The sequence below is a fragment of the Paenibacillus sp. J22P165 genome (assembly GCF_059692015.1).
This window is the reverse complement of sequence record NZ_JCAUAP010000010.1, coordinates 232,604-247,754: the sequence shown is the minus strand read 5'-3', so window position 1 is coordinate 247,754 and position 15,151 is coordinate 232,604. Positions and strand designations below refer to the sequence as shown.

Below are 15,151 nucleotides of genomic sequence, written 5' to 3'. Positions count from 1 at the left end.
AGACACCCTCGTGGTGTCTTTTCTGCTCGCAATATTTGCTTCTGGCGATCTCCGTGATTTAAACTAGCAGAGAACAGCATTATATGACCAAAGGATGGAATTCCGTATGAATATGCTCACGAATCAGTTATCGATGAATGATTTGAAGAAGTTCAAGAACGACATCACCCGATTCATGATGACCTATAAGTTTGCTTTGGACGAAATGGAGACTAGGATTGATATCCTCGTTCAAGAATTCGAGATGCTGCATGAATATAATCCAATTGAACATACAAAGTCGCGGTTGAAATCACCGGAGAGTATTTTTCAAAAGCTGATGAGAAAAGGCGGAGAGCTCTCTTTTGAAGGTATTAAAGGCAGTGTGAAAGACATCGCCGGTCTGCGAATTACATGCTCATTCGTATCCGATATTTATGTGATCTCTGAGATGCTGAGAAATCAGAACGACCTACATATTTTGAGTGAAAAAGACTATATCAAAAACCCGAAGCCGAATGGGTACCAAAGCTTGCATCTGCTGATTGAAGTGCCTGTCCATATGTCAGATCGCGAAGAGCGCGTCTGTATGGAAGTTCAAATTCGGACGATTGCGATGGACTGTTGGGCGAGTTTGGAGCATAAGATATTTTATAAATTTAGTGAAGGCAACCAAGCTGTACCTGCCCGTCTCTTGGAGGAGTTAAAGCAAGCAGCGGCCTCCGCGGCAGCACTCGATTCACAGATGGAACGGCTGCATGCCGAGATCAGCGTGATTAAGGAAGAACAAGCGGATATTGCCGAGGATGCCTTGAATCAGATTATGATTAGTAATCAGCAATTCGCGTTGCCGAAAGCGCTGCTAGCCCTTATGAGTGAAGAGGAGTCCTAGGTGGCAGATGAAGGTAATTGGGTGATGCAGGTGTATTCGTGCTATAATAGAAGGATCGGATTGAGAAGGGTGCGAAAACATGCAATCATTTGAAGACTGGAATCAAAAGGTGAAGACAACCTTCAACGCGACTAGCAATGAAGCGGTACTCACGGTAATGGAAGCGGGCAAAATCTTAGGTATGTCGAAAGATCAGATGAAGCAATATGTGGACAAGAACAATTTAACGAAAGTGCCGATCATGCGAAGTGTGCACCGTTACCTGTTATTAGAGAGTGAGATTACTGAGATTGTGGGGAAATAAGTAGATGAAGGTTCAAAATTATGTCAATCATCGACGTATGCATCCGTTGTTTCACTATGCATTTTCATTGTTGGCGCTAGGTTTAGTGGTTCTATCCATTATGGATCTAATAAGCGCTATACAAGCTAATGATCAGGTGTTGCCAGCGGTCATGTTTGTCCTCATTGCAGTCATAGTGGTTGTGATTTTTCTCTTGATACGTTCTTACCCAATCAAAGCACAGGATCGGGCGATTCGAGCGGAGGAGAACCTGCGGCATTTCGTTCTGACACAGGAGTTGTTGGATAAGAAGTTAACGATGGGTCAAATTACAGCTTTACGTTTTGCATCGGATGAAGAATTTCCTGCACTTTGTAAGAAGGCAGCAGCGGAGCGAATGGCCCCAGATGCGATTAAGAAAGCGATTCGCAGTTGGAGAGGCGACCATTTTAGAATTTAATAAATGTCTACTAAAAAGAAGACACATCCGCGGATGATGTCTTTTTTTTGTGATTTTTCACACAGTTTTGCGCAAAAAGTAGTTATTTTTTCCTAGGACTTCTGGTACAATTTTAGGGAGAATCGTATTGGTTCGATTTTAGAATGAGGTGGCTTGGTGAGCAGCAGTATAAGTAAAACGTATCATTCTTTTATAGATAAAATTACGGAGGATAAGAAGGAATATAGGAAGGTATTTCTACTATTTGCTTATCTATTCTTTGTAGTATCCGCTTCAACGATCGGTCGAACGGCGGCGGACACGCTATTTCTAAGTCGATTTGATAATTCCTATTTGTCTTTGATGTACTTGCCGCAGGCACTCGTCATGATTACGGCAGGGATCGTGTTCCAACGATACTCTCCCAAGGTACGCTTAGAAACACTCCTCAAACTGATGATTCCATTGATTTCGATGTTCGTTTTGATCTCTAGATTCGGTGTAGGGATGGAGCTGCGATGGGTGTTTCCTGTCATTTATATCGGCTATGATGTGTTCAATTTTCTGATGATCGTCTGCTTCTGGCAGTTCGCTACATCGGTGATGGACCAGCGCAAGGCGAAACAAATGATCGGACTTGTAGGCAGCGGGGGAATTATGGGCGGGATTTTAAGCGGCTTCGGTCTTAAAGTCCTTGTTCCACTTGTAGGTACGGCGAATTTGATTTACGTGTACGCGGGTCTGCAATTACTCGGTCTTGCTGCGGTGTTTGTTATTTTGGGCATGACCCAAGACAGCGGTGATTCGAAGCCAGCCCAGACGCGTAAACCTACTGCAAAGTCGTCCTCCGTCCAGCAAAAAGGCGGTCTTTTCGCGAGTGTGCCGCATCTCAAATATGTCGCTATTTTAGCCGCTGCGCTCGTCGTTTCGTTAACTTTAATTGACTATCAATTCAAAGTCATTCTACGCGGCACCTTGCAAAACGAAGCATTAGCCGGCTTCATGGGAAGCTTTTACGGCTTCTCTGGTTTGATTGCCCTCTGTGTGCAATTGTTCGTCTCGGGGCGTGTGATTACGCGATTCGGTGTGATGACAGCGCTGTTGATTTTCCCGATTGCGCTCTTTGCGGGGAGTCTCGGCATTCTTGTATTGCCGGTTCTTGCTATGGCGGTTGTTGTCAAAGGTAGCGATAAAGTCGTCGGCGACACGATATATTCCTCGGTCAGCCAATTAGTGATGTTTCCGGTCCCTCCGGAATGGCGGAATAAAGCGAAAGGTTTCTTGGACGGGATTGTCCGTAATGGTGCCAAAGGATTTGCGGCCATCTGTCTTCTCCTCGTTACACGATTCGTAGCCCCTGAGAAGCTAAGTTATCTCGTGTTAGTTTTGCTTGTTGTGGGGATTTTTGCGGGTATCAAGGTCAAGAAAGCATACTTGACGACGCTCCTGTCCAATCTCAAAACAGGCGGCGACGACTTGCAAAAGGTCGAGCTGAATCTTATGGATTCTGTTACTCGGCAAATCTTAATTGATACGTTGCATGGTTCGGACAAGCAGCAAGCGCTGTATGCGTTTGGGCTTTTGAAGGAGACGAGCTCTTTCGACTTAACTCCGCATCTAGATGGCTTGCTGCAACACCCTATACCTGAAATGCGTTTAGAGGCGTTGGCCTACGTGGAGTTGAGGGTGCCTGAAGGCTTTGAACCGACTCTGCAGACCTTAATTGCATCAGATCATGTACAGGTTAGAGCCAAGGCTATTATTGCCCTATCAGCCTACGCGAAAGAAGATTATGTCGATGAACTAACTGTGTATTTAGAGGATCCGTCTGTTGAGGTTCAAGCGGCAACCATTGCTGGCTTAGTCAAATACTACAGTATTGAAGGTATGTTCCGTGCGGTAGGGAAGCTGAAAGCCATGATGGAAAGCGGGCACGAAGAGGAACGAATCGCGATGGCGGCGTTGTTCGGACAAATCCGTGTGAAAAACTTTTACAAGCCGCTCATTTCGCTTTTGCAGGATAACAGTCCGCAGGTTCGTATTCGTGCCTTGGAGTCAGCGGCAATTCTTCACGTTCCTCCGTTACTCGTGCCGATTATTGGTATGTTAAAAGATAGCCAAACCCGGCGCTATGCCATTGACGCACTTGCTGCCTATGACGAAGATGATGTGCTGCCGCACTTGGCACCTTATTTAGAGCACCAGGAAGTAAGCTTGTATTTGCCTTCGGTGTTTGAGCGAGTTGGGACACAACGGGCGATGGACATGTTATTTGCTTGCTATGAGAAAGCGCCCTATGCGCTGCGCGACCGTATTTTAGAGGCGTTGCAACGTATGAGTAAGCAATTGCCTCAGCTGGATGGCCGGAAAGTGGAGGCCTATATTTTGCAAGAATTGCAGCTCTATGCACAGTTTGCTGAGCATGGTTCAAGCGTGATTGGCGTAGAAGAATTTACGGAAATTGAGAAGATTATTGGCGAAATTCGTACAGCGATATCTCGGCGTGTTTTCTTACTGCTAGCATTAGTAAATGATGCTCAGACCATGCAGGCGGTATATCTGGACTGGTCCGAAGGGGATTCACGTCAACAGGCTAACGCCGAAGAGGTTATCGATCAGACGCTTCAAGGCGCTCTGCGCACGGAGATGGCCAAGTTCATGGCTGGTTCGCGGAAGCTGATGAAAGTATCCGTCAGTAAGGTCGAGCTCAATCTGCATTTGAGCTGGTTAGCGGAGCAAGGAGACGAGTGGCTGACGCAAACGATCCAGTATCATACACATCGTAAGACAGATTCGTCTGCGAATGTCGGGCTTGCTGATCTGATGCATCGTGTGCAGCTGCTTCGTCGTGTATCTCTGTTTCAGGGTCTTACGAGCAGAGACTTGTCTGTTATTGCTAAGCGATTGCATCAAATGGTCGTTGCCCAAGGAAATACCATTATTAAAGAGGGCGATCCAGGAGATTCCCTCATGCTGGTAGATGAGGGCAGAGCTGGCGTATATCGCAACAATCAGCTCCTCGGAGGGTTGAACTCAGGCGATTGCTTCGGTGAAATGGCGATACTGACATATAGTGCACGTACAGCTACGATACGTGCAGAAGAGAATATGGTACTGTGGCGGTTAGACTCGTCTGTGTTCTACGATATGATGTTTGATCAGACAAGCATTGCAGTTGAAATGATGAAGCTGCTTTCCCGCAGATTGCGCTCTGAGTTGGAGCGTGGTCAAGGGAAAGCTGTAGTCGTGCAGCAAGAGGAAGAGCCTGTGCAAGAACGTGTGCAAGAGCCAGATAAGAGGGATGCAGCGGCACAGTCCGAGCTGAAACTTGCACAAGATGAGGCGGCTGCAGCGGAGATGAAGTCAACTGCGGATGCCAAGGAATTGACGAGAGATGAAATAATTTTACGGCGTATCCTCGTCTTGCAGAAAATCGACCTCTTTGCGCATCTAGGCCCCAATGATTTCATGTGGTTGGCGCAAATGGTCGAGGAAGTTGCCTATGAAGCTGGTGAAGCGATCTGTCGGGCAGGTGACTTCGGAGACACCATGTATGGGATCATCGAGGGAAGTATCCGCGTCCACCGTGGTAGCGAGGAGTTCGCGCTGCTAAGAGAAGGAGCCTTCTTCGGCGAGATGGCTATCATCGACAGTGGCCCGCGCTCGGCGGATTGCACCGCGAAGGAACCAACCGTGCTGCTTCAGCTGCATCGTGATCTCGTGCTGAGCTTCTGCTTCCAGAACATCGATGTTCTGCGCAGCATGATGCGCGTGATTGCAGATCGTCTGCGAGGCATGATCTAAAGTGACAAAAGGATGCCAACCGCGGTGACGGGTTGGCATCCTTTTTGGATTGGGGCTGTTATTAAACCCTTTTAACTCCGAGTCCCTCGACTTTCCGTAACCATTGCTCCAATACTTCCTTCTTCTTAAACTTAACCATTCCAATCTCAGTGACCTTTACAGGTTTGATGCCGACATAATGCAGAATGCCGCGCTTCATAATAAGGTGATTGGCGCTCTTTAAAGCTAGGCGGTAGTACCAGGGTGGAGAATCCATCGTCACGATGAGGCGCGCGGTTTTCTCCTTAAGCAGCTTCTCAATCATAAAAGAATTAGGTTTGGATTTGAAGGCGAAGCCTGGTAGAAACACACGGTCGAAGAAGCCCTTCATGATCGCCGGCATCGAGCCCCACCAATTTGGATAAATGAATACAAGATGATCTGCCCAGCGGATCGTCTCCTGCGCAGCTACTAAATCAGGCTCTAATTCTGTCCGGTTATGGTAGCCGTGCTTCAGATTGGGATCAAAATGAATTTGTCCGAGATCAATGACACGAACTTCGGCTCCACTGCTGGATGCACCTTTTGTATAGGCTTGTGCTAACGCGTTGCAATAGCTTTCGGGATAAGGGTGTCCAATGATTACGGCAATGTTGTTATTTTTCATAATTAACACCTCTATGTTATGATCGTTATAATGCAATAATAAGCCCGGAGGCAGGATAACAAAATGATGAAAAACGCGAAAAAGTTGATCATTCGCGCAAAGGAAGGAGGGAGTTGAATGAACAGGGACGACGTATCCGTGTCTCTTGCATTTCCAATCATGAAGACGATGGCGCTTAGTGGGTACGATTGGGATTCCTTTTGCGCTTACGCGGGAATCGATGCCAGTTTGTTCCGAATTCCAGAAGCTCGCATCGTTCAAGGTGACTTTGAGCGTGTTGTCCAGGCAGCAGCTCGATATACCGGTGATGATATGTTCGGGCTTCATCAGGGTCAACGTTTGAGCCTTTCTGATTTAGGCGTTCTTGGCTATGTCATGATGCATTCCAAGACTTTGGGAAAAGCGCTATCGGCTTATCAGAAATATAACTTCATCGATTGCAGTGGCTTTAACATCGACATTGTTATGGAGAATGAGGATGTCGTTATTTCCGTGTTTCTCAGCAACTCGCTTGAAGATCCCGGCCGGCACTTTATTGAGTGCATGACGGCCTCCTTCTATCAGACGCTGCTCACTTTAAGCTGTCGACCTCTCCCGATTAAAGAGATTAGATTCATGCACGCCCCGCCGTCGCAAATCGAAGAGTATGAGGTTGTTTTTGGGACTACTCCGCTTTTCCATCAGAAAGTCAATTCGATGCGGTTAAGCAAAGAGATACTAGACTATGCGATTGTTGGTTCGGATACGCGGCTGTTAGACGTCTTTCAAGCGATGGCTGAGGAGGTTAGTGCCAAGCTTTTTTCAAATTACTCCGTACTAACGAGTAACCTGAACAAGTGGATCATCGCATGCATGCCGTCCCATTTTCCGAGCTTGCAGGAAGCCTCCAAAGAGTTCTTGATGAGTCCTAGAACGCTTCAAATAAGGCTAAAGACGGAGAATACTTCATATAATCGATTGGCCAATGAGGTTCGCAAGGAGTTTGCTATCCGTTATTTGGCACAACCGGAGTATACGATCGGAGAGATTGCCTATTTGCTGCACTTCTCAGAGCCGAGTGCGTTCCAGACGACTTTCCGGAAATGGACGAATTTGACGCCAGGAGAATACCGTCAGCGCGAGCGCGAGGTAGTAAGTTCGGGGCGGCTCTAAGGAATCCGCCGCCGCAAACAGCTATTTCGTTGTTTATAAACGACAAAATGAACATAACAAAAGGCAACAAAGAGGCAGGATGCGCCCCTTTGTTGCCTTTTTGCACACTAGCTAGCGCCGTCGGCGCTCCCGCCGCAGCAAATAAATAAAGTACGGCGTTCCGATGAGCGCCGTCATAATCCCCACGGGGACCTCCCGTGGGATAATAATGACGCGGCCGACGAAGTCGCCGAGCAGCATAAGATCCGCGCCGATCAAGGCGGCGAGCGGGATCAACCACTGGTGCCGGCCGCCGACGAGGCTCCGCGCAATATGGGGCGCGATCAGGCCGATGAAGCCGATCGCACCGACGGCCGACACGGAGATGCCGGCCAACGCCACTGCGAGCAGCAGCAGCCAGAAGCGCTGCCGTTCGATCCGCACGCCCAACGCGGCGGTCATCTCGTCACCAAGCTGAAACACGTTCAGCTTGGCGAAGTTCGCCCATACGATGGGCAACAGCACGGCAATCCATGGCAGCAGGCTGTATACGTTGTTCCAGCTGCGATTCCATAGACTGCCCGAGAGCCAAAGCAGCGCGGCATTGATATCACTGGGATGGCGGACAATCAAGTACTGGATGCCAGCCTGAAAAATCGTCCCAATCGCAATGCCCACTAGGGCCAGATGGGAGGGACGAAGGGTTAAGCGGCGACTTAACAAGAGCAGCAAAAGGAAGGCAACGAATGCCCCGACGAAAGCGGCAATCGGTAAGTAATAGCTTGGCAGCTTAGGAAATAAGAAAATGACTCCAGCGGCCATAAAGCCAGCTCCTTTGGTAATCCCGATAACATCGGGGCTTGCCAAAGGGTTTCGAATGACGCTTTGGAGAATCACGCCGCCAACGGCTAGTCCAAAGCCAGCCAATATAGCAACCAATATGCGGGGCAAGCGCAATTGGTGCACGATAAAATACGAAGGATGCTTCGCATCCGTAAGAGCCGCCCACACATTGTGATAAGGGATGCGAACCGCACCCACATGAGCATTGATGATGGCTAGGACAATCATAATAAGGAAAGCTACGATCAATGAAATAACAGGGATCCGTAAGGCTTTTAAGGTCATCATCGTGCCCTCCGTTGCTTCAACGCTAGGTAAATGAAGAACGGAGCGCCAATCAAGGAAGTGACGATTCCGACCGGAGACTCGAAGGGAAATGCGATAAAACGGCTAAGAAAATCAGCATATAACAGCAGAATCCCGCCAAGTAAAGCTGTTAACGGTCCGAGAACGACCAAGTTCGTACCTACTAATGCGCGCGCAATATGCGGCACAATTAAGCAGACGAAGCCAATAGGGCCGCATAAGGCTACTGCGGAGCCAGCTAGTACAATGACGAGCAGGACACTAATGCCACGCACAAAGGTGATGCGTTGACCAAGCCCAGTGGCAATTTCATCATCGACAAGCAGCAGTTTAAACGAAGGGAGCATGAACGCAAATAGCAGCATGCCTCCTATAAAAAACGGAAGAATTACGCGCACTTCGGTCCAAGCGGCTTGACTTAAAGAGCCAACCAACCAGAAAATCATGCTGTCTGTCGCATGCTGATTAAGAATAATGACCCCTTCCGTCAACGAGGACAGGAGGAAGTGGATCGTGATGCCAGCGAGCGCAATATAGACGTATTGTTTGCTGCCCGTTCCAGCGAGTGACCAGACGAGCAGAGCTCCAAGTGCTGCGCCGACAAAGGCAAAAGCAATCAATCCCATGTTGCCGAAATGTGGAAAAAAAACAAGTCCAACGACAACCGCTAAAGCTCCACCCGCATTGATGCCGAAAATGTGAGGGGAAGCTAGCGGGTTTTTGGTCGTGAGCTGGGTGAGCAACCCTGCCAATCCAAGCTGCATCCCGACGATGCAAGCCATGAGGGCTCGCGGTAAGCGCAGCGTTTGGATATAGAGATGAGCTTTATCGCTGCCTTGGTAGGTCACAGCTTCGAACAACGTGTGCCATGACACGGGGGATTGGCCCCATTTTAGACTAGAAATAATTCCGATTAGAATCGCAAATAGGCTCGCAGAAAATAGGAAGAGCAGAGGCCATTTACGGCTCTGCTTCTCAAGGTTTATGGGTTGGTTCATCGAACTACTGCCCCAAATTCTTCACGATATCGTCGAGGATTTTCTCAGACCCAATCATTCCGCGGGATAAGGACCAGTCGCGTCGCTCAACGGTGAACACTTTTTTGTTAGCAACAGCATCGATTTTTTGCCATAGCGGGTTCTTTTCCCACTCCTGTACGATGGTAACTTTCTCTGTCGGCATCAAGAATAGGACTTTTGGATTCGCCTCTACTAATTGCTCCAGGGTAATCTGTGGATAAGCTGTCGCATTTTTCACAGGATCAGTATATCCAAGCATAGTCAGAAAAGAGCCGCTATAAGCATGATCGGAGTGTGCGAAGAAGCCTTTTGGATTCACAACTGCCGGAAGAACACTAAGGTTCGATGCGGCTAGTTTCTTTTTCATCGCTTCAACCTTCGTTTGGTGCTCAGCAAGGCGCTTCTTGCCTTCTTCTACTTTACCAACAGCTTGTGCGATAATGCCTACATTCTTCAGCATTTGATTGTAATCCGCTTGGAAGTCATCCAAAACAAGAACGGGTGCAATACCTTTGAGCTGTGGAATGGCAGCTTTATGCTTATTAATATCTACGATAATCAAATCTGGTTTAAGGGACGAAATAAGTTCAATGTTAGGCTCGTAGCGTGAGCCGACCGAAGTGTAAGTTTTCAACAAAGCTTTTACCGGGTCCATCAAAAGGTCTGCAGAGCTATCGTCCGCTACACCGATTGGCTGTACACCAAGAGAGACAAGGATGTCTGTGAAGCCGAATTCCATCGCTACGATACGTTCAGGCTTCTTAGGCAATTCAACTGTACCTACAGCATCTTGAACGGTTATCTTTCCGTCTGCTTTGGCAGCGGGTGTTGGGCTAGAGGCAGCTGGTGCGGTTGTAGCAGCTGATTCGGTATTCGTCGCTTTGCCACAAGCAGCAAGGCTTAGTGCAAAAACGCTGATCAGTGCGATAAGGCTAATACGAGTAAAAAATGATTTCATTGATGAATTCCCCCGTGACAATGATTATTATTCTCAATTAGTATGATACCGAATAATAGTTCCTTAGAACATGTCCAATATGCAGATCGGACATGTCTTATTATTAGATTTTAGCGTGGAGGGTGACATACTCGGAAGGCGTATAGCCCGTCCTTTTCTTAAATACTTTGCTGAAATGGAAGTAATCGACGAAGCCAACGCGGCTTGCGATTTCTTTGGCCAGTAGATCTGTCTGCAGAAACATGATCTTAGCTTTCTCAATACGCAAGGCATATAAGTAGCTCATGAGCGTCTTTCCCGTCATTTTTTTAAATAAAACCGTAAAATACCCCACACTCATTCCCGCACGACGGGCCAGCATCGGCAAAGTAAGCTCGAGCATGTAATGCTCGTTCATATAGGAAATCGTACCTTCAATTGACTCTGAAGCTGACTTTTTCTCGTGGGTCAAATCGGATTCATGGAGATAGATAAACAGAATGCGCTCTAGCATCATTCTCATTCGCATGATATGCGTCGTGTCTTCCCAGACTGTCAACGGATCATGGTCTTGCGTTCTGCGGATAATTTCATCGAGCATATAGTGGATTTTGATTTCACTCAACGTTGTGAGATGCCCCTGTAAGGTCCAAGAATGGTCTTCAGGCAGCATCGTATAGGTAATGATAACGTAATCGACGATTTTGGTTTTGGGTACTTGTATAGTGTAGTCACCTTGCTCGGGATGACAGGCATAGGCTTGGGAACAAATAATCGGCTCCTGCCCAGACCAATGCAAGGTAAGATGACCTTGACGGACAATAACCAGTTGATATTTGTTGGGTGAGCTAGCGACTGCTAAGGCGGAAGAAGCCACCTGGATATGATCAATTAGCGGTACAAGCGGGATCATTTGATGGAAATTCACTGAGATGCAGTCCTTTCGTATGTGCTTACACATCTAGTCTAATTGAACATGCTCATCTTGATAGTGACATAAAAGGAGGGCGGCAACAAGTCTTCGCGGACAAAAAAAACACCCCGATCGGGGTGCCGCGTGCTCACATCGCATATACACTTTTGCTGATAATCTCTGGTAACTCAGCGCGCTGCGCTAAATATTGCTCAGGTGTGATGCTGCCATTGAATAATCGCAACTGCAGCTGCTCGGTAAGCTCCGCCAATTGGAGTTCAATCACCTTCTGTACATCTACCTGGTTAGCTTTCGCGATATCGGCTAATGAGAATCCGTTAACCTGTGCTTGATAAATATCTTCCTCTGACGAAAGCTTCAGGACATGCAGTAAATCTTCTTTGATTGGTTTAGTGTCACGTCTACGAATCGAAATCTCCACCCCTACAGATCATGTACTCTATTGTATTCAGGTGAAAGCTAAGTGGAATGGGGGGATATCACTGAATTGTCGGGAAAAAAGGATTGTTTCTCTGGCGTATGGTACGAAAGTATACCATCGACTCCCGCGAAGGTAGCAGTTATAAACTACCCTTATGGGCGAGGGCACAAATTGGATAACAAGATACAATATGTATGTAAGCAAGCGAGCGCAGTTAACAAAGGAGGTCGGGCACAAATCAATGATGCCTTTAAAACGTAAGGTAGTAACCATCTCATTGAGCCTATCGACTTTCCTAGTTATGGGCACAGCCTATGCGTATTCCGAGGCGAGTACGCCACTGCAGACGTGGTTCAAGGCACAGCTATTCATCCATCAGCAAGCGATCGATAGCAAGCTTCAACAAGAGATAGTCACGGTAAGGCAAGCCTTGGATGAATCAGGTAAGGAGTCGGTTGCTCGCGCTGGTGTTCATTTGGAGAAGGTGACAGAGGATACAGGTTACAAGGTTGTCAGCAGCATAGACACAACGCAGCAAGTATACGCGGATCAATTAGAGCGCGCATCGCAATTGCTTAGTCAGTCTAGCAGGGAAGCTTTTGATCGGTATATCCAGACTTCGACCAACCAAATGAGCAATAACTTGACGCAATGGGCTGATGAAACGATTCAAGGTTTAACAGCTAAGCTGGGTGACTAGTCAGTCAGGTGAGTTTTGAGTTCACTTATCGGTGAGCGCAATGAAACAAATAGACTAATACTAAGGGAGAATGATGACGAATGAAAGCATTGAAAAGTAAATTAGCGATTGGTGTTGTAGCAACAGGTTTAGTAGCAGGTATGGGGACAGCGTTTGCAGCAACGGATGCAGGAGCACAGCTTCAAAGCTGGTATACGACAGCATCAACTGCAGCTAAACTAGCTATCGCAGGTGACTTTGGAACGTATTACCTGAACAAAGCAAAAGCGCTTGATGAGAGTGTTGATAGTGGATTAAACGCAGCTCGTGTGAACATTAAGACGACAGGTGAAGCTGAGTTGGCTGGCGTTAACAGTGCGATCGGAACTCAAAATTCTACTTACCTGAATCAAATTACTAACAAAAAAACAAGCATCTCGAACAGCATTGGCGCTGAGTACGATGATGTCGTTAATACAACAAATGCAGTAACGAATGGCAGCCTAGCAGCCATCGGGATTGCAGATACAATTGAAATCACGAACGGTATCAAAAATCATGAAGCTGTTTATACAAACAGATTGAACGATGGCGTTAAAATAACGAGCGATGCTGCAGTAGCAGAATTGTCTGCGAATATTATTAAAACGAAAGCTGATTTGGAAGCTTTGCTAGCTACAGAGAAAACAAATGCAACTGCGGAAGTGAAAGCAAATCTTGATACGAAAATTAGCGCACTACAAACGAAACTTGCCGAGCTAACAACTCAGCTTCAAACAGCAGCACAAGGGAGAATTGTTGCTCGTGCAGATGTACTTGAAGCAGATGCTTTAAAGAAATTGGACGATATCGTTAAAAACATTAAATAATATCCCAATAGCCGGAGGTTCACCTTGGTGGATCTCTGGCTTCTCTTAACAGAAGGAGCTGGCAAGATGAAGAGCAGAAATAAGAAGGTTCAGACTTGGTCGAAGCGGAAGGTCGCTGCTGGAATTGTCTCTTTAACAGTTATCATCACGGCTTCAGCCGGAATTTCCTATGCGGATACAGATTTAGCGGGTTCTATGACTTCGTGGTTTACGAAGAAAACAGGGCAAGTTATGCAGAACTTGGATGCTTCAATTACATCCGAGACGGAGACGCAGAAGGAATTGTTGAAGAAAGAATTGCAGCTTCGACTCGAAGCATCATCCAGAAATCTAGAAGCCTTCACAGAGGAACAGAAGAGGTTACACTCGGCAGCGCTAGGACAGTATGTTCAAAACTTACTATCCAAAGTGAATATACGTTCTGAGCAAGACAGAGCGCAAATCTTACGCAAGCTTCAAGTGATTCAAGATAGCGCTCAGGCGGGAATGGATGCGTTAGTGGACAGTTACGTACCCCCTAATCTTTTGTTTGTGCCTACAGTGCCGAGCATAATCATAGCTCCGCCTCAACTTCCACCTCAACTTCCAGCACCGCCTCAACAACCGTCTACAGTTGTGGGGGATGTATACGGAGTACAATCCAAACCAACTACGGTAGTAGAGGTTACTTACAAAAACTAACGACATCAGAATTTAGTCATAGAGGTGAATATCATATGGAAGAAATGATAGTGGAGACACCAGCAAGAAGTAAGCAGAAAAGTGAAGTGTGGGGGTGGATTCGGTTTGTTTTACTCCTAGGACTTATCTTCATGTTAATTAATAATATGATCGGGCTTACCAAAGTTTCGGGCAATTCAATGAATCCCTCGTTACACAATGGGAATGTCTTGCTCATGAACAAAATTCCGCTTTTCTTTTCATTACCCGAATACGGAGATGTAGTGGTTATCAAGGACCAGCGGCTAGGCTTTTCCATCATTAAGCGGGTGATCGGCGTTCCAGGTGACCACGTACTCATCGCAAATGGCATCATTTATGTCAATGGAAATCCTTTGCCTGAATTGTATACGGTCGGGAAGTCGGAGGATATGAAAGAGCAGACTGTGGCAAGTGGGCACTTGTTTGTTATTGGAGACAATCGGAATTTGGGTGAGAGTAAGGATAGTCGAGATCCATCCCTGGGTCAGGTTCAAATGAAAGATGTGAAGGGATATGCAGCCGTTTCTCTATTCCCAATGAAACGAATTTCGATGCCACTTGAGCTGAAATAATGAAAGATCCGGCGGGTCATCCTGGCGGATCTTTGGCGTGTTATCGTTGAAGTTCGAATTGCACTAATCCCTTAGAGAGAGCATAAAGGGCTGCTTGTGTACGATCTGTTAATTCGAGCTTGGCTAATACTTGACTCACATGCTTCTTAACCGTGAATTCAGTGATGAACAGTGTGTTGGCAATTTCTTTATTCGAACGTCCCTTGCCAAGGGCTAGCAGGACCTCAAGTTCTTTGGGGGTCAGCTCGGAAATCGAGTGATCTGTATCAGCTGTGTGATTCTCCATCAGTGAACTCATTAAATCAGGATCGTAATATTTACGTCCACGAGCAACGACTTCGATCGCATATAAGAGGTCCTCTGGAAAAGCTTCTTTCAAACAGATGCCTTCAATTTGTTGGGATTGGGCTAATAGAAGTTCACTTCGTGTGATGGATGAAGTTAATATCAAGAATTTACATGTATGCCCCGCACGGCGTGCTTCTTGGATCATGTCTAATCCACTTTCGCTGCCTAAATTTAAATCAACGAGAACGAGGTCAGGCGTGGATTGTTCAAGGAGAAGAAGCGCCTCCCTGGAGTTGCTTGCTTCACCAAGCACTTGCATGAGTGGGCTGGATGCTACTATTGTACGAATGCCTTGTCGGACAAGCGGATGGTCATCAAGGATAATTATACGAATCATAAGGTTAACC

Annotated in this window: 16 protein-coding genes; 9 read left to right on the top strand and 7 right to left on the bottom strand. The window is 46.8% G+C overall.

Annotated elements, in window-relative coordinates; translation table 11 throughout:
- Window positions 1–106 precede the first annotated feature (106 nt).
- From AC58QM_RS25635 to AC58QM_RS25620, 4 genes are all read left to right on the top strand, one after another.
- Window positions 107–871 (top strand): GTP pyrophosphokinase, encoded by a 765-nt coding sequence (locus tag AC58QM_RS25635; RefSeq protein ID WP_497287663.1) that lies wholly within the window; start codon window positions 107–109, stop codon window positions 869–871.
- Between the two features lie 79 nt (window positions 872–950).
- Window positions 951–1,175: a DNA-binding protein gene (locus AC58QM_RS25630; protein ID WP_310501655.1), complete on the top strand. Its 225-nt coding sequence runs from the start codon at window positions 951–953 to the stop codon at window positions 1,173–1,175.
- A gap of 4 nt (window positions 1,176–1,179) precedes the next feature.
- Window positions 1,180–1,614: a DUF6526 family protein gene (locus tag AC58QM_RS25625; RefSeq protein WP_497287662.1), complete on the top strand. Its 435-nt coding sequence runs from the start codon at window positions 1,180–1,182 to the stop codon at window positions 1,612–1,614.
- Window positions 1,615–1,770: 156 nt separating this feature from the next.
- Entirely contained in the window at window positions 1,771–5,397 is a 3,627-nt protein-coding gene (locus AC58QM_RS25620) for an Npt1/Npt2 family nucleotide transporter (RefSeq protein ID WP_497287661.1), read from the top strand.
- A 61-nt stretch (window positions 5,398–5,458) separates the two neighbouring features.
- On the opposite strand, the gene AC58QM_RS25615 is transcribed toward AC58QM_RS25620, so the two are convergent.
- Entirely contained in the window at window positions 5,459–6,043 is a 585-nt protein-coding gene (locus tag AC58QM_RS25615) for an NAD(P)H-dependent oxidoreductase (protein WP_497287660.1), read from the bottom strand.
- A 117-nt stretch (window positions 6,044–6,160) separates the two neighbouring features.
- On the opposite strand from AC58QM_RS25615, the gene AC58QM_RS25610 reads away from it, so the two are divergent.
- Entirely contained in the window at window positions 6,161–7,195 is a 1,035-nt protein-coding gene (locus AC58QM_RS25610; RefSeq protein WP_497287659.1) for an AraC family transcriptional regulator, read from the top strand.
- Window positions 7,196–7,306: 111 nt separating this feature from the next.
- Here AC58QM_RS25610 and AC58QM_RS25605 read toward each other — a convergent pair whose 3' ends face one another.
- The 5 genes from AC58QM_RS25605 to AC58QM_RS25585 all read right to left on the bottom strand — a co-directional run bounded on the left by AC58QM_RS25605 (window position 7,307) and on the right by AC58QM_RS25585 (window position 11,634).
- The gene (locus tag AC58QM_RS25605) at window positions 7,307–8,305 is read right to left on the bottom strand and encodes a FecCD family ABC transporter permease (protein WP_497287658.1); all 999 of its coding nucleotides are present in this window, start codon (window positions 8,303–8,305) and stop codon (window positions 7,307–7,309) included.
- Window positions 8,302–9,321, bottom strand: a complete 1,020-nt coding sequence (locus tag AC58QM_RS25600; RefSeq protein ID WP_497287657.1) for a FecCD family ABC transporter permease — start codon at window positions 9,319–9,321, stop codon at window positions 8,302–8,304. Before AC58QM_RS25600 ends, AC58QM_RS25605 begins: the two co-directional genes overlap by 4 nt.
- A 4-nt stretch (window positions 9,322–9,325) precedes the next feature.
- Window positions 9,326–10,300: an ABC transporter substrate-binding protein gene (locus tag AC58QM_RS25595; protein ID WP_497287656.1), complete on the bottom strand. Its 975-nt coding sequence runs from the start codon at window positions 10,298–10,300 to the stop codon at window positions 9,326–9,328.
- A gap of 103 nt (window positions 10,301–10,403) precedes the next feature.
- Entirely contained in the window at window positions 10,404–11,207 is an 804-nt protein-coding gene (locus tag AC58QM_RS25590) for a helix-turn-helix transcriptional regulator (RefSeq protein WP_497287655.1), read from the bottom strand.
- A gap of 133 nt (window positions 11,208–11,340) precedes the next feature.
- Entirely contained in the window at window positions 11,341–11,634 is a 294-nt protein-coding gene (locus AC58QM_RS25585; protein WP_310501662.1) for a hypothetical protein, read from the bottom strand.
- 241 nt (window positions 11,635–11,875) lie between these two features.
- Between AC58QM_RS25585 and AC58QM_RS25580 the strand changes: the two genes are divergently transcribed.
- From AC58QM_RS25580 to lepB, 4 genes are all read left to right on the top strand, one after another.
- Window positions 11,876–12,334 (top strand): hypothetical protein, encoded by a 459-nt coding sequence (locus tag AC58QM_RS25580; protein ID WP_497287654.1) that lies wholly within the window; start codon window positions 11,876–11,878, stop codon window positions 12,332–12,334.
- Window positions 12,335–12,414: 80 nt separating this feature from the next.
- Window positions 12,415–13,182: a hypothetical protein gene (locus tag AC58QM_RS25575; protein ID WP_497287653.1), complete on the top strand. Its 768-nt coding sequence runs from the start codon at window positions 12,415–12,417 to the stop codon at window positions 13,180–13,182.
- Window positions 13,183–13,248: 66 nt separating this feature from the next.
- A complete protein-coding gene (locus tag AC58QM_RS25570; protein WP_497287652.1) occupies window positions 13,249–13,863 on the top strand; it encodes a hypothetical protein in 615 nt (204 codons plus the stop codon).
- Window positions 13,864–13,898: 35 nt separating this feature from the next.
- Window positions 13,899–14,456 (top strand): signal peptidase I, encoded by a 558-nt coding sequence (lepB, locus tag AC58QM_RS25565; protein WP_497287651.1) that lies wholly within the window; start codon window positions 13,899–13,901, stop codon window positions 14,454–14,456.
- A gap of 40 nt (window positions 14,457–14,496) precedes the next feature.
- Here lepB and AC58QM_RS25560 read toward each other — a convergent pair whose 3' ends face one another.
- Complete coding sequence (locus AC58QM_RS25560) at window positions 14,497–15,141, bottom strand: response regulator (protein ID WP_497287650.1); 645 nt, start codon at window positions 15,139–15,141, stop codon at window positions 14,497–14,499.
- Window positions 15,142–15,151: the final 10 nt, after the last annotated feature.

What these genes read in the sequence shown, in the direction of transcription:
- AC58QM_RS25635 (WP_497287663.1), top strand. Translation starts at nt 107, where the DNA reads ATGAATATGCTCACGAATCAGTTATCGATGAATGATTTGAAGAAGTTC.
- AC58QM_RS25630 (WP_310501655.1), top strand. Translation starts at nt 951, where the DNA reads ATGCAATCATTTGAAGACTGGAATCAAAAGGTGAAGACAACCTTCAAC.
- AC58QM_RS25625 (WP_497287662.1), top strand. Translation starts at nt 1,180, where the DNA reads ATGAAGGTTCAAAATTATGTCAATCATCGACGTATGCATCCGTTGTTT.
- AC58QM_RS25615 (WP_497287660.1), bottom strand. Translation starts at nt 6,043, where the DNA reads ATGAAAAATAACAACATTGCCGTAATCATTGGACACCCTTATCCCGAA.
- AC58QM_RS25610 (WP_497287659.1), top strand. Translation starts at nt 6,161, where the DNA reads ATGAACAGGGACGACGTATCCGTGTCTCTTGCATTTCCAATCATGAAG.
- AC58QM_RS25605 (WP_497287658.1), bottom strand. Translation starts at nt 8,305, where the DNA reads ATGATGACCTTAAAAGCCTTACGGATCCCTGTTATTTCATTGATCGTA.
- AC58QM_RS25600 (WP_497287657.1), bottom strand. Translation starts at nt 9,321, where the DNA reads ATGAACCAACCCATAAACCTTGAGAAGCAGAGCCGTAAATGGCCTCTG.
- AC58QM_RS25595 (WP_497287656.1), bottom strand. Translation starts at nt 10,300, where the DNA reads ATGAAATCATTTTTTACTCGTATTAGCCTTATCGCACTGATCAGCGTT.
- AC58QM_RS25580 (WP_497287654.1), top strand. Translation starts at nt 11,876, where the DNA reads ATGATGCCTTTAAAACGTAAGGTAGTAACCATCTCATTGAGCCTATCG.
- AC58QM_RS25575 (WP_497287653.1), top strand. Translation starts at nt 12,415, where the DNA reads ATGAAAGCATTGAAAAGTAAATTAGCGATTGGTGTTGTAGCAACAGGT.
- AC58QM_RS25570 (WP_497287652.1), top strand. Translation starts at nt 13,249, where the DNA reads ATGAAGAGCAGAAATAAGAAGGTTCAGACTTGGTCGAAGCGGAAGGTC.
- lepB (WP_497287651.1), top strand. Translation starts at nt 13,899, where the DNA reads ATGGAAGAAATGATAGTGGAGACACCAGCAAGAAGTAAGCAGAAAAGT.
- AC58QM_RS25560 (WP_497287650.1), bottom strand. Translation starts at nt 15,141, where the DNA reads ATGATTCGTATAATTATCCTTGATGACCATCCGCTTGTCCGACAAGGC.